At 71.4% G+C, this 13989-nt stretch carries 11 protein-coding genes and 1 pseudogene; 6 read left to right on the top strand and 6 right to left on the bottom strand.

The window, feature by feature from the left end; translation table 11 throughout:
* The first annotated feature begins 83 nt into the window (after positions 1-83).
* Together SSOG_RS40585 and SSOG_RS40580 are read left to right on the top strand one after the other, a co-directional pair.
* Entirely contained in the window at positions 84-1097 is a 1014-nt protein-coding gene (locus tag SSOG_RS40585) for a permease (RefSeq protein WP_009720133.1), read from the top strand.
* Positions 1094-1819 carry a TIGR03943 family putative permease subunit gene (locus SSOG_RS40580; RefSeq protein WP_009720132.1) on the top strand — a complete coding sequence of 242 codons (726 nt, stop codon included), beginning with the start codon at positions 1094-1096 and terminating at the stop codon, positions 1817-1819. The genes SSOG_RS40585 and SSOG_RS40580 overlap by 4 nt, the downstream gene beginning before the upstream one ends.
* Before the next feature lie 33 nt (positions 1820-1852).
* Here the strand turns inward: SSOG_RS40580 and SSOG_RS40575 are convergent, their stop codons facing one another.
* Positions 1853-3418, bottom strand: coding sequence for a GMC family oxidoreductase (locus SSOG_RS40575; RefSeq protein WP_009720131.1), 1566 nt, complete (start codon positions 3416-3418; stop codon positions 1853-1855).
* Between the two features lie 389 nt (positions 3419-3807).
* Between SSOG_RS40575 and SSOG_RS40570 the strand changes: the two genes are divergently transcribed.
* The 4 genes from SSOG_RS40570 to SSOG_RS40555 all read left to right on the top strand — a co-directional run bounded on the left by SSOG_RS40570 (position 3808) and on the right by SSOG_RS40555 (position 8492).
* Positions 3808-5376 (top strand): glycoside hydrolase family 43 protein, encoded by a 1569-nt coding sequence (locus SSOG_RS40570; protein WP_009720130.1) that lies wholly within the window; start codon positions 3808-3810, stop codon positions 5374-5376.
* 150 nt (positions 5377-5526) lie between these two features.
* The gene (locus SSOG_RS40565) at positions 5527-6510 is read left to right on the top strand and encodes an FkbM family methyltransferase (RefSeq protein ID WP_009720129.1); all 984 of its coding nucleotides are present in this window, start codon (positions 5527-5529) and stop codon (positions 6508-6510) included.
* A 170-nt stretch (positions 6511-6680) separates the two neighbouring features.
* Positions 6681-7172 carry a hypothetical protein gene (locus SSOG_RS52795; RefSeq protein ID WP_050800149.1) on the top strand — a complete coding sequence of 164 codons (492 nt, stop codon included), beginning with the start codon at positions 6681-6683 and terminating at the stop codon, positions 7170-7172.
* Between the two features lie 39 nt (positions 7173-7211).
* Complete coding sequence (locus SSOG_RS40555) at positions 7212-8492, top strand: DUF1266 domain-containing protein (protein WP_039939906.1); 1281 nt, start codon at positions 7212-7214, stop codon at positions 8490-8492.
* Positions 8493-8496: 4 nt separating this feature from the next.
* Here the strand turns inward: SSOG_RS40555 and SSOG_RS40550 are convergent, their stop codons facing one another.
* From SSOG_RS40550 to SSOG_RS40530, 5 genes and pseudogenes are all read right to left on the bottom strand, one after another.
* Entirely contained in the window at positions 8497-9225 is a 729-nt protein-coding gene (locus SSOG_RS40550) for a GntR family transcriptional regulator (RefSeq protein ID WP_039939905.1), read from the bottom strand.
* Between the two features lie 38 nt (positions 9226-9263).
* Positions 9264-11121: pseudogene (locus tag SSOG_RS40545) on the bottom strand (bifunctional sugar phosphate isomerase/epimerase/4-hydroxyphenylpyruvate dioxygenase family protein).
* A gap of 13 nt (positions 11122-11134) precedes the next feature.
* The gene (locus tag SSOG_RS40540; RefSeq protein ID WP_009720124.1) at positions 11135-12133 is read right to left on the bottom strand and encodes a C-terminal binding protein; all 999 of its coding nucleotides are present in this window, start codon (positions 12131-12133) and stop codon (positions 11135-11137) included.
* Between the two features lie 8 nt (positions 12134-12141).
* Positions 12142-13002, bottom strand: coding sequence for an isocitrate lyase/PEP mutase family protein (locus SSOG_RS40535; RefSeq protein WP_009720123.1), 861 nt, complete (start codon positions 13000-13002; stop codon positions 12142-12144).
* A 31-nt stretch (positions 13003-13033) separates the two neighbouring features.
* A partial coding sequence (locus tag SSOG_RS40530; RefSeq protein WP_050800148.1) for an MFS transporter occupies positions 13034-13989 on the bottom strand: 956 nt, incomplete at its 5' end.

Raw genomic sequence — 13989 nt, 5'->3', positions numbered from 1 at the left:
TGAGAAGCCGTGCCCGAATCGGCGTACTGAAGGGCGAGGGGAAGCCACCCTCGACGCTCTTCCATGCCGGAGGTACCTCACCCGTGACCCTCACCAAAGCGCCCCCGGCCCGGGGCGGCCGCCGGGACGACGCGGACGATCCCCGGGCCCGGCGGTTCAACTCCTCCCTCGTACTGACCCTGCTGCTGGTCCTGGTGGTGGCGCTCCAGGGGCCGGTCCGCGGGGCGTTGTCCGCGCCGGTGATGCAGAGCTGGATGACCGTGTTCGTGGCGGTGGTCGTCCAGGCCCTGCCGTTCCTCGTCCTCGGGGTGCTGCTGTCGGCCGTCATCGCGGTGTTCGTGCCGCCGTCGTTCTTCGCCCGCGCGCTGCCCGGGCGCCCCGCCCTCGCGGTGCCGGTCGCCGGGATGGCCGGGGCGGTGCTGCCCGGCTGCGAATGCGCCTCCGTGCCGGTGGCCGGGGCGCTCGTACGACGGGGTGTCACCCCCGCGGCGGCGCTGGCGTTCCTGCTGTCCGCCCCCGCCATCAACCCGATCGTGCTGACCGCCACGGCCGTCGCGTTTCCCGGCGAACCCCGCATGGTGCTCGCGCGGTTCGCGGCGAGCCTCCTCGTGGCGTGCGTGATGGGCTGGCTGTGGCAGCGGCTGGGCCGCACCGACTGGATGCGGCCACCGGCCCACCCGTCGCTCGAAGGACTGGGCAAGGGGGCGGCGTTCTGGGGGTCGATTCGGCACGATGTGATGCACGCCGGGGGCTTCCTGGTCGTGGGCGCGATGACCGCGGCCACCCTCAAGGCCGTGGTGCCCGCGAGCTGGCTGCACACGGCGGCGGGCAATCCCGTGGTGGCGATCCTCGCGCTGGGGCTCCTCGCGGTGGTGTTGTCGATCTGTTCCGAGGCCGACGCGTTCGTGGCCGCGTCGCTGTCGCAGTTCTCGCTCACCGCCCGGCTGGCGTTCCTCGTCGTGGGGCCGATGATCGACCTGAAGCTGTTCGCCATGCAGGCCGGTACGTTCGGCCGCGGGTTCGCGCTGCGGTTCGCCCCCGCCACCTTCGCCATGGCCGTCCTCGCGTCGGCACTGGTCGGGGCGGTGCTGCTGTGAACCGACAGGCCCAGGCAGCGGTGCTGTTCCTCCTCGGCGTGGCCGTGCTGCACGCCGGGTTCACCGATCTCTATCTGCGTTACGTCAAGGCCGGGTTGCGCCCGCTGCTGCTCGCGGCCGGTGTCGTCCTGATCGGCACCGCCGTCGCCACCGTCTGGTACGAACTGCGGCAACAGCGCGACGGGCACGGCCACGAGCACGGGCACGGGCACCGCGAACCACGTGTCTCCTGGCTGCTGGTGCTGCCGCTGTTCGCCCTCATCCTGGTCGCCCCGCCCGCGCTGGGCTCCTACAGCGCCATGCACGCGGGCACGGCGCTGCAACGGCCGCCCTGGGGCTTCCCCACCCTCCCCGCCCGCGACCCGATCTCCCTCAACGTGGCCGACTACGCGGGCCGCGCGGTCTACGACCACGGCCGTTCCCTCCGCGACCGGCACGTCAAGATCACCGGCTTTGTCGCCCTCGACCGCCGCGGCGCGCCCTATCTGGTGCGCATGGCCCTCAACTGCTGCGCGGCCGACGCACTGCCCGTCAAGGTCGGCCTGTCCGGGCGGACTCCCCCGGTCCTGCGGCCCGACACCTGGCTCGAAGTCACCGGCACCTACACCGGCAAGCGGACCAAGGACCCGGTGGGCGGGGGTGTCATCCCGTACATCGACGTCAGCCGCGCCGCACCGGTCCCGACCCCGCGCGACCCGTACGACGAGAGCTGGAACGGCTGAGCCGCCCCGTACGGGTACGGGCGGAGGGAGGCGTCAGCGTATCGCCGCGGGGAAGCCCCGGATGAGGTCCGCGGCCTTCTCCGCGGCCATGATGACGGGGGCGTTGGTGTTCCCCCTCGGCACCGTCGGGAACACCGAGGCGTCGACGACCCGCAGCCCCGCCACGTCGAACACCCGCAGCTCGGGGTCGACCACGGAGCCGATGGCACAGGTCGACGTCGGGTGGTAGAGCGTCTGCCCGGCCCGCTGCGCGAAGGCGAGCAGATCCGCGTCGGAGTTCGAATCCGGTACGTCGAACGGCCCGGTGGTGACCCGGGTCAACGCGTCCTGTGCCGCGATCCCCAGGGCGATGCGGACGCCCTGCACGATGCAGCGCTGGTCCTCGGCCGTCGTGAGGTAGTTGTGCATGATCCTGGGTTCGGCGTCCGGGTGCGCGGAGCCCAGCGTCACCCGGCCGCGGCTGGTCGGGGCGAGCACACACGGGCCCAGCGCGAAACCGTGCTCGGTGGCGGGGGCGAGCCCGTCCTGGTGGAACAGCACCGGCGCCATGTGGAACTGCACATCCGGGGCGTCCAGTCCGTCCCGGCTGCGGAAGAAGCCACCGGCCTCGCCGATGTTGCACGTCAGCGGGCCGCGCCCCTCGTTCGCCAGCAGCGCTTCGTTCTCCGGGCTCGCCGCGGTCATCAGCGATTCGACATCGGTACGAAAGTTCAGCAGCGCCATGTAGTGGTCCTGGAGGCCCTCCCCCACCGGGAGGTCGCGCACCACGTCGACGCCGAAGGACGACAGCGTGGTGGCGGGCCCGATCCCGGACAGCATCAGCAGCTTGGGGGACTCATAGGCGCCCGCGGACAGGATCACCTCGCGCTCGGCGCGGATCACCTCGACCGTGCCGCCGCGTTCCACCACCACTCCCCCGGCCCGGCCGCCCTCGATCAGCACGCGGTGGACCCGGGCCGACGACAGCACGGTGAGGTTCGGCCGCCCCAGCACGGGGTGCAGATAGGCGACGGCCGCGCTACAGCGCATACCACCCCGCTGGGTCACCTGATGCCGCCCGACGCCGAACTGCGTCGGGCCGTTGAAGTCCTCGTTGCGCGGGTGCCCGGCCTGCACCGCGGCCTCGATGTACGCATCGGCGAGCGGGTGGCAGGACCTGCTGTCGCTGACGGCCAGCGGCCCGCCCACCGAGTGGAACACATTCTCGCCGCGTTCGTTGTCCTCCGCGCGCCGGAAGTACGGCAGCACCTCGCCGTACGACCAGCCGGTGGCCCCGGCGGCGGCCCAGCCGTCGTAGTCGGCACGGTTGCCGCGCATATAGATCATCGCGTTGATGGAACTGGAGCCGCCCAGCACCTTGCCACGGGGCAGATAGGTCCGGCGGCCACCGAGCCCCGGTTCCGGGCCCGAATGGAGATCCCAGTCGACCTCGCTCTTGAACAACTGGGGGAAGGCGGCGGGCACATGGATCTCCTGCGCCGTATCGGGCCCTCCCGCCTCGATCAGCGCCACCCGGACCTCGGGGTCCTCCGACAACCGGGCCGCCAGAACACACCCCGCGGAGCCGGCGCCGACGATGACGTAGTCGTGAGTGTTCATCCGATTTCCTTTGACCGAGACTGCGCGGACCGTGCGCGCCCCATTGTCCCGGTGCGCCTCATGTGAGGCTCAGCCAGGTGGATCTGACGCAAGATCAGGATGTCCGGGCTCCTTGCCCATAAACTCCCCCGCTGCCACACTCCTGCCGGTAAGCGCTTACTGGAGCGAGTACACGTACTCATCCCCGTTCGAGATGTCGAGATGCGGAGACCACAGTGAGCCAGCACAGTCGCAGGCATGTGATATGGACCGGCCTCGGCGCGGCAGCGGCATCGGCGGTACTGGGCGCGGCCGGTGGCACCGCCCGCGCCGAGGCGGCCGCCGAAGGCCCACGAGGAACGGGCGCGCAGACCGCCCGGGCGCGGGGGCGGCTGCCCTGGGTGGCCGATCTGGGAGACGGCCGCTATCAGAACCCGGTGCTCAACGCCGACTGGTCCGACCCCGACGCGATCCGGGTGGGCGACCACTTCTATCTGGTCGCCTCCACCTTCAACCGCATCCCCGGACTGCCGGTCCTGCGCTCCACCGACCTGGTCAACTGGACCGTCATCGGACACGCCCTGACCGAGCTGCTGCCCAGGGACCACTTCAGCGAACCGCGGCACGGCCAAGGGGTGTGGGCCCCGGCCCTGCGCCACCACGACGGCAAGTTCTGGATCTTCTACCCGGACCCGGACTTCGGGATCTTCGTGGTGACCGCCACCGATCCGCGCGGCCCGTGGAGCACACCGCATCCGCTCAAGCCGGGCAAGGGCTTCATCGATCCCTGTCCGCTGTGGGACGACGACGGGCAGGCGTATCTGATCCACGCCTGGGCCAAGAGCCGCAGCGGCATCAACAACCGGCTGACGCTGCACCGGATGAGCCCGGACGGCACCGCCCTGCTCGACGAGGGCAGCGTCGTCGTCAACGGCGACGAACTGCCCGGCTACACCACGCTGGAGGGGCCGAAACTCTACAGGCGGGACGGCTGGTACTGGATCTTCGCTCCGGCCGGAGGCGTCACCAGCGGCTGGCAGTCGGCGTTCCGCTCCCGCTCCGTCCAGGGCCCGTACGAGGACCGCATCGTGCTCGCCCAGGGCGACACCCCCGTCAACGGGCCGCACCAGGGGGCGTGGGTGAGCACACCGGGCGGTGAGGACTGGTTCCTGCACTTCCAGGATCGCGGGGCCTACGGACGGGTGGTGCACCTCCAGCCGATGCGGTGGCGCTCCGACGGCTGGCCGGTGATGGGCGACGACGACGGCAGCGGCCGGGGCACCCCGGTGCTGGTGCACACCAAGCCACGCGTCCACGGCCGGACGAGGGTGACGGCGCCCGCCACCGGCGACGAGTTCACCGGGCCGGAGCTGGGGAAGCAGTGGAGCTGGCAGGCGAACGCCGACCCGGCCTGGTGGTCGTTCCGCCACTTCCCCCGCCGGCTCGCGCTGGCCTGCCGGCCCAGCACGGTCGGCCATGACCTCCGGCTGCTGCCGAACGTACTGGGCCAGCGGCTGCCCGCCGAATCCTTCACGGCCACGACCTCGATGACCCTGTCCACCACGACCGCGGAGGCCCGCGCCGGGCTGGTCATGCTGGGCGCGACGTACTGCTGGGCGGGTCTGCGGCACGACGGCGACCGGATCGTCCTGGTGTGCCGCACCGCGGACGAGGACGCGGCCGAGGTGGACGCGACCCCGCCGGTGCCGCTGGGCAGGGGGCGCGCCTCGGTGCGGCTGAGGGTGACCGTGGGTCCTGGCGCGATGTGCCGGTTCGCGGCCGACACGGACGGCCGGGGGTTCACTCCGCTCGGTGCCCCGTTCACGGCCACCGCGGGTACCTGGATCGGGGCGACCGTGGGACTCTTCGCCACCGGACCGGCGTCCGTCGGCCGGAGCGGCGCGGCGGAGTTCGACTGGTTCCGGGTGGGCCCGGCCGCGGCTACCCGATCCCGGCCAATTTCGGCCACCTCCCGTTAACCCGAGCACGACCCGCCCGCCCTCGGCAGGCGGGCCGCTTGGCACACTTTTTCTGGAGAAACAGGAGGCCGGGCCGGGGAAGCGAGAGAGAAGTCAATCAATTGGCCGTAAGGGGAAGCCGAAAGGGCTGAGACCTGCGAGGCTGTCTGGATGCAAACCCTTTACAGAAGTCTGCTGAATGTGCTTCCCCGGCTCGGCGTGCAGGTGCTCGACCTCGGTTCGGGCACCGCGGTGCTCTCCCGGCGCGGCAAGCGGAAGCGCACCGCGGTGGGCCGGGAGGCCGATCTGGTGACACGCGGCAGCGGCCGCTATGCCGTGACACGGGTGCGGCCGGATACCTGGGTGGTGGCCCGTGGCCGTGGCGACCCCTCCGGCGCGTGGACGAACGTACGCCTCGGCGATACCGGTGCCCATCTGCTCTACGACGCGGGCTCCGACGAACGGACGTTCCAGCTGGCGGCCGCCACGTATCTGTGCGGCCACCATGTGGCCGGGCTGCTGGAGAAGTACGAGGTGAACTGCGTCTTCGACGTAGGGGCCAACGCCGGTCAGTACGGCAGGCGCCTGCGCCAGCTCGGCTATACGGGCAGAATCGTTTCCTTCGAGCCCACCGAGGAAGCCTTCGGGAAGCTGGAGAAGGCCGCCAAGGACGATCCCGAGTGGTGGGTGTTCCCCTTCGCCCTCGGGCGCGAGGAGGCCACCCAGTCCATGCACGTGGGCTGGGCCACGATGAACTCCCTGCTCGGCGCCAGCGACTACGGCAAGGAGCGCTACCGGCGGTTCGCGAAGGACCGTACGGAGGAGATCGAGATCCGCAGGCTGGACAGCGTGATGGACAAGGCGCTGGCCGGTCTCACCGATCCCCGCCCCTATCTGAAGATGGACACCCAGGGCTACGACCTGGAGGTGTTCGCGGGCGCCGGGGAACGGATCGAGGAGTTCGTGGGGTTGCAGTCGGAGGTCGCGGTGCTGCGGCTCTACGAGGGGAGCCCCGGGATGAGCGAGGCCGTCGCCGCGTACGAGGACAGCGGCTTCGGGATCACGGGCATGTACCCGGTGACGCGCGAGGACACCACGGGACGCGTGGTGGAGTTCGACTGCGTGATGATGCGCGCGGCCGCCGCCCCCAAGTGAGGACAACCCCCGTACGGGGCCGGTGCGTCCGGCCCCGTACGGGCGACCTCTGCCGCGCACGGCGCGTCGCATAGGGTGACATCGTGAGGAAGTCCTTGTCGCCGCCGGCACTGCCCGGCAGCAACCCTTATGGCGCGGTTCCCGGTACGGGGTACGGAACGGGCGAACCCGTGGCCGATCGGCCGCCGCTGCCGGGACCGCTGCCGGGGTATCCCCTTCGCCCCGTCCCGTCGGCGCGCCGGGCCGGGCCGGAGGCCCCGTATGCCGCGCCGGAGCAGCTCGCCTGCCAGCTGTGCGGCGGGTCGCCCGCGGCCGAGATGGCGATCCGCCACCACCAGGGCCTGGTCCTCTTCATGCTGTTCCGGAAACGGAAGGGACACTTCTGCCGGACCTGTGGCACGGCGCTACTCCGGAAGCACACCGCATTGACGCTGTGGCAGGGGTGGTGGCATCCGCTGTCCGCGCTACTGTTCAACCCCGTCACCCTCCTGCTGAATTGGCGGGTCCACTCGAAGATCGAGCAGCTGCCGGGCCCCGGCCCCGACCCCTTCGCCTCCCGGCTGGCCCCCGGCAAGCCCCTCTTCCTCCGTCCGGGCGCCCTCTTCGGGCTGCTGCCCGCCGCGTTCGTCGCGTACGTCCTCGCGATGGTGGTCGCGGGGTAGGGGATGACGGGCCACCGGCACTCGATAGAGTCTCCTGTCATGGGTGACGGGGAGGGAATCGCGGTCGGCCGGACGGAACACCAGGCGCCGCCCGCATGGCAGGCGCCGGGTGTGGTCGAGCGGACGCTGTACGAGGCCAAACTGCGCGGTGACTGGCCCGCGTTCTTCGATGCGCTGGCCGAGGCGGATCTCTTCATGGCCGAATCCCGGGAGTGGGTCGACGCCCATCCGGGGAGGGTTCGGTCAAACGGCTACTGGTACTCCCAGGTGCGGGCCAACTGCCTGCCCCTCCTCACGGAGGGCATGCTGCCCGCTCCCGACCCGGAGACCGTGTTCACCTACGCCTCCCTGGACTGGTTGGCGGACAGATGGCAGGACAGCGCGATCTCATGGATCGTGGTCAATCCGGGAAGCCCGTGCGAGGTGTTCTTCCCCGCGACACCGGCCCATCGCGCCCTGTGGCGGCAGCATGTGCAGCGTCTCGCGCAATGCGACTGCGGCCGGTCCCACGACAAGATGCGACTGCGCGCCCTGGAGGGAGACATGCGGGCCTCGGGAGCGCTGGCGCACGGGCTGGGGCTGATCGGGCTGCTGTCCGTCAGCAACGGTGATCTGTGGAACACCAGGGCCTACCACGGCACGGGCTACACCGGGGAGAAGGGTCGCCTCAAGGAGTGGTGGGGCATCACCAGCCGCGAGGAGTGGCGGCACTACCAGGAGCAGCTGCTCGAGGCGGACCAAATCAGCGGCGCCTGGGAGTTCGTACTCGGCGTCCGGCGGGCGCTGTCCCGGGAGTTCGGCGGACACGTCGAGGTGGACCAGTGGCGTAAGGCGGCCGAGAAGGTGCTGCGGCGGGGCGCCGAGGGGACCGAGTACCGGCTGAGCGCCGACGGGGTGACCAAGGTCGGCCCCCGGGACAGCGCCGACGTGACGGCGCAGATCGCGGGGGTGCAGCGGCTCATCGGCCGGATCGCCCGCTACGAGAAGCGTTTCCGCGCCGACGGGCTGCTGGCGGAGGGGAAGTTCATCCCCACCGTGGAGGCATGGGATTACGGGCGGGCCGTCGGAATGGCCCGCTGGGGGCTGGGCGCCCGCTACTGCGACCAGCGGGAGGCCGAGGACGCGATCCTCCGTGCCAGCAGGCTCGGCCGGGCCAACTACCGCTCCTGGGAAGAGTTTTCCGCGTCCTACATCCTGGGCCGCTGCCTCCACTTCGACGAGGAGGAGTTCGGCAGCTGGTACCAGGACATGCTGGAAGCGCACCGCATCCTCACCACCGACCCCACCAGCCCCTGGCTCACGATCCCCTGGAAGCAGTGAGCGGTCAGCTGGACAGGCCCAGCTTGCGGCGGAGGCCCGCCGCCTTGGACTCGGTGTCGCGGGCGGCACGGTCGCGCAGGGCCAGCACATAGTTCTCGCGCGTCCGCATGATGTGCGCCTTCAGGATCTCCTCCAGTTCCGCCAGGCGCCCTTCGGCGAAGATCTCGATGATCCGCCGGTGTTCCTCGAAGGAGCGCGCCGGTTCCGTGGTGGCGAGGAAGGTGAGGTGGACGCGGAGGGCCGATACGCGGGCCAGGCTCATCTGGTAGGCGTCGCTGAGGTAGCGATTGCCGCAGTGGGCGAAGAACGCCTCGTGGAAGGCGGTGTCGGCGATGCCGTACGCCTTGGTGTTGTTGCCCGCCAGCGCGTCGGTCATGGCCTCGACGGCGCGGCGCATGGCGGCGAGGGCGGCCTCCGGGTTGCGTTCGAGGGCCAGTTGGGCGGCGCGGATCTCCAGGGTGGTGCGGTATTCGCACAGCTCGAAGATCTCGTCCTCGGTGGGCTGGAAGACGTACGTCCCGGACTTGGGCACGATCTCGACCAGGCCCTGGAGCTGGAGCATGCGCAGGGCCTCGCGGACCGGGGTGCGGCTCACCCCGAGGGCGGAGGCGAGACCGTCCTCGGAGAGCGCCTCGCCGAGGTCGAACTCGCCGTCCACGATCGCCGCGCGGAGGCGGCGTGCCACCTCGGAGGCCAGCGAGGAGGACCGTCCGCCGCCCGTCGTGCGTGCCATGCCTCTCCCAGCGCGTATGTCCATGAGTATCCCGAACGTTACCGTAGCTGCCGTATCGCCGGATCCGGCCCGGCCTGGGCGAGGCGGGCGGTGCGGTGGGCGGCCATGCGGACGGGGGCGTTGGGGGCGCCGTAGCCGGTGTACCGGCCGATGCGCTGGACGAGTTCGAAGAAGACCGCGCCGCCCAGGATCTCCGTATAGCAGTGGAGGAACGCGCCGTCGGCGTCGCGGTCGTAGAAGATGCCCAACTCGCGGAGGTCGGCCAGGAGCGCCGGGTCGGGGCCGAGCCGGGCGTCGAGGTCGTCGTAGTAGTTGTCCGGGACGGCCAGCAGGGGGGCTCCGCGGTCGCGTACGGCACGGGCGGTCGCCACGATGTCGTCGGTGGCGAAGGCGATGTGCTGGGGGCTGGCGACCGGCGGCGCCCAGTCGCCCCGGCGCAGCAGGGTGACCGACAGCGCGATGCGGACCCGCTCGGCGGGGTCGGTGAAGGCCCGGCTGCGTACCAGGCCGAAGGGGGCGGCGTATTCGGCGGTGGGCTGTGGGGTGAGGCCGAGGACGGCGCGGTAGAAGAGCGTGGCCTCGTCGTAGTGGTCGAACGGCTGGGTGAGCGCGATGTGGTCGATGCGGGTGACGCCCGCGCCGGACCGGTCCGGCTCTTCTGCGGCGGGCGTGAAGTCGGCCAGCCAGTCGTCCCCGGTGCCGCAGAAGAAGACCTCGGTGCCGTCCGGGGCCGCGACGGCGGCGAGATCGGCCTCGGCCGGGCCCCGGGTGCGGGGCAGGACCGGTGCGAGCAGCGCTTCGGCGCGCGCGGCCGAGGCGCCGGGGTCGGCGGTGTGCAGGCCCAGGGCGCTGATCGCGCCGCCGGGGCGGGTGACGCCGGTGTTGAGGAGGAGCCGGGCTTCGCCCTGGGTCCACAACTGGACGGGTTTGGTGCGGTGGTGGCCGGTGTGGGTGAAACCGAGCCCGGCCAGCGCCCGGGCGATCAGCGGCCCGGACTCCGCGTCGACGGCGACCTCGGCGAACGCGACGCCGGTGGGCGCGGACCCCTTCGGCACGGCCGGTACGGCGCCCACATTCCCGCTCCGGGCGGTGGCGTCCCGCAGCGCCAGCAGCGAGCGGTGGGCGTCGATGGCCGTGCGGCCCGGGTCGGCCTGGCGGAAGACGTCGTTGAAGACTTCCAGCGACAGCGGCCCGCGGTAGCCAGCGGCCAGGACGTGGTCGAGGAACGCGGACAGGTCCCAGGCGCCCTGGCCGGGGAAGAGCCGGTGGTGGCGGCTCCACTGGAGGACATCCATGTCGAGGTGGGGCGCGTCGGCGAGCTGGAGGAAGAACAGCTTCTCGCCGGGGATGTCCCGGATACCGGCCGGGTCCGAGCCGCGGGGAGAGGATGTGAAGCTGTCCAGACACAGTCCGAGCGCCGGGTGGCCGCGCGGCGACCACGTCCCACGACGCTCGTAGGTGTTGATGTGGGCGCCCCAGGCGAGGGCCTCGTAGGCGATGCGTATGCCCGTGCTCCGCGGCGCGCTCGGCCGCGGTGTGCAGCTGCCCGGCGAGCAGGTCCGGGTCGGGGACCGCGTCCGGGGAGACCGAGGAGCACACCAGCAGGGTGTCGGTGCCCAGTTGCCGCATCACCTCCAGCTTCCGCTCCAGGCGGCCGAGGTTGGCGGCGAAGCGGTCCGGCGAGGTGGAGTCCAGGTCGCGGAAGGGCTGGTAGAGGTCGATGGACAGGCCGAGGTCGGCGCAGCGGTCGCGGATCGCGGCGGGGGCGAGCGGGGAGGCGACGAGATCGGGTTCGAAGATCTCCACCCCGGCGAAACCGGCGTCCGCCGCGGCGGTGAGCTTGTCGTCCAGGGTTCCCGACAGGCAGACCGTGGCGACCGCTGTCGTTGGCGTCATCAACGTCCTCCTGTCAACGGGCGATGCTGTGCGGGGCGGCGATGACGCGGTGGTCGACGTCGTGGTTGACCAGGTACGTGGGCAGCCGTCCCTGGGCGACTTCTACCACGTTGCGGGCCGTCTTCGTACGGATCTCGATCTCGGAGTCCTCCGAGTACCAGGCGGTGTGCGGGGTGAGGACCACGTTCTCGCACCGCGCCAGCGGGCTGTCGGGTCCGATGGGTTCGTGTGCGAAGACATCCAGCGCGGCACCTGCGATACGTCCCGAGCGCAGCGCGTCGATGAGCGCGGTCTCGTCCACCACCGGGCCGCGGGCGGTGTTGACCAGGCAGGCAGTCGGCTTCATGGCGGCGAACTGTCCGGGCCCGATCATCCCTTCCGTGTCCGCCGTCAGCGGGGCGTGCACGGACACCACATCGGACTCGCGGCAGAGGGTGTCGAGGTCCACGAGCCGGACGCCGAGCGCCGCCGCCCGGGAGGCGTCGGCGAACGGGTCGTGGGCGAGGAGTGTCATCCCGAAGCCGCCCATCTTCTCGGCGAGCCGCTGTGGGATGCGGCCGAATCCGACGAGCCCGAGCGTGCGTCCGCGCAGCCGCCGCAGCGGTTTCGCCACGGTGTAGTCCCAGGTGCCCCGGCGGATGGCGGCGTCGTAGCGGTGCAGCCCCCGGGCGAGGGTGAGGATCTGCGCGGCGGCGTGGTCGGACACCTCCTCCAGGGAGCCGTCCGGCACATTGGCGACGGCGATGCCCTCGGCGGTCGCCGCCGGAACGTCGATGGTGTTGAGCCCGATGCCATAGCGGGAGATCACCTGGCAGCGGTTCAGGTTGCGGATGACCTCGGCTGTGACGGGGGCGTACTGGTTGATCACGGCGTCGGCGTCGGCGCAGATCTCGATCAGTTCGTCCTCGGTGCGGGCCTGGGCGGGGACGAGGTTGAGTCCGGCCGCTTCCAGGACCTGCCGCTCGGGCTCGAGGTCGGCGAATTCGTAGTCGGTGACGACCACGGTGAACATGATGGCGCTCAGCTCCCGTAGCGGTGGTCGAGGTCCTGGTGGAAGCCGAGGTCGACGAGGTCGCAGAACTCGGCGTAGGTGTGCTGGGCCGGGCCGCCCGCGGGGGTTCCGGCGGTGCGCAGGTGGTCCAGTGCGTCGGCGACCGCCCGGGTGGCGGTGAACAGCGCCGTGACCGCGTAGAAGACGAGCGAGAACCCCATGTCGGCCAGGTCGGTGGCGGTGAGCCGGGTGGTCTCGTTCCCGTCCACGATGGAGACGACCTTGGGTCCTTCGACGGCCTTGGCGACGGCCTCCACCTCCTCGACGCGTTTGATGCCGTCGACGAAGACCAGGTCGGCGCCCGCGTCCCGGTAGCGGTTGGCGCGGCGTACCGCCTCCTCGATCCCGGCGGCGGGCAGGGCGTCGGTGCGTCCGATGACGAGCAGGTCGTCGTCGCCCCGGGCCTCGACGGCGCAGGCGATCCGGTTGGCGCTCTCGTCCTCGTCCATCAGCCGGATGCCGCTCATCTGGCCGCAGCGCTTGGGCGCCACCTGGTCCTCCAGGTGGATGGCCGCCACCTGGGCCTGGAGGTATTCGCGCACGGTGCGGTGGATGTTGGAGGGGCCGCCGTAGCCGGTGTCGGCGTCCGCGATGACCGGGATGGTCACGGCGCGGGTCATGTTGCGGGCGTGTTCGGTCATCTCGGTCTGGGTGAGCAGCCCGATGTCGGGGGTGCCCAGTCGGCTGGCCGTGGCCCCGAAGCCGGTCATGTAGACGGCAGGGAAGCCGGCGGCCTGGACGAGACGGGCCGTGGCCGAGTCGGGCGCGCCCGGGGCTTGGACGATGCCGGGGCCGTCCAGGAGGGACATGAGCGACGTGGCGGCTGACACGGTCGGCTCCTTTCGGTAGGACGCGGGTGCGTCAGTGGGCGGCGGCGGGTGTGTCGGCCACCGCAGCCGGGCCGGTTTCGGAGCCGGGCTGCCGCGCGGGGCTGCGCCACAGGAGGATCAGCACGACCGAGACGGCCAGGGACACCACGGGGATGAGCAGGCCCGCGGTGACGGTCTCGCCGTCGGTCTCCTTGCCGACGATGTACGGGCCGAAGAACCCGCCGAGGTTGCCGATGGAGTTGATGGCGGCGATGCCGACCGCGGCGTGGGTCTTGGACAGGCTGTCGGTGGTGAGCGCCCAGAACGGCGGCAGCCAGGCGAAGGCGCCGATCCCGGTGACCGCGAGCGCGACCACCGCGGGCCCGGGGTGGTTCCGCAGGGCGATGACCGCGGCGAGGCCGATGGCCCCCATGGCGAGCGGTACGGCGACCAGGTACTTGCGCTCGCGGGCGCGCTTGGACAGCTGGGCGGTGACCAGCAGCGCGAGCGCGGCGCAGATGTAGGGGATGGCGGCGGTGAAGCCGATGTTGGTGGCCGAGTAGGCGGGGTTGATCTGCTTGATGATCAGCGGCAGGAAGAGGTTGAACCCGTAGGTGCCGACGGCGAGCGCGAGATGGGTGGCGGCCAGGTGCAGCACACGCGGGTTCCGCAGGGCGGCGAGCTGGGCCCGGATGCCCTCGTCGTGGCCGGTGCCCTGCTCGGCCTCCAGGGAACCGCGCAGCCAGTCGCGGTCGGCGGGGGCGAGCCAGCGCGCGGTCGCCGGGGAGTTCGGGAGGAAGACGTACGTCACGACGGCCATCAGGACCGCGGGGACGCCGGTCAGGATGAACAGCCAGCGCCAGCCCGCCATGCCGAACCAGCCGGTGTGGTCCAGGATCAGCCCGCCGAGGAGCCCGCCGCAGATGAACGAGATGGGCTGGGCCAGCACCAGCCAGCCGAGCGCGACGGCCCGGTCGCCGGAGCGGAACCACAAGGTGAGGTAGACGA

The organism is Streptomyces himastatinicus ATCC 53653, from assembly GCF_000158915.1.
Taxonomy (GTDB): domain Bacteria; phylum Actinomycetota; class Actinomycetes; order Streptomycetales; family Streptomycetaceae; genus Streptomyces; species Streptomyces himastatinicus.
The sequence above is the reverse complement of the archived record's forward strand: the minus strand, read 5'-3'. Positions and strand labels throughout refer to the sequence as shown.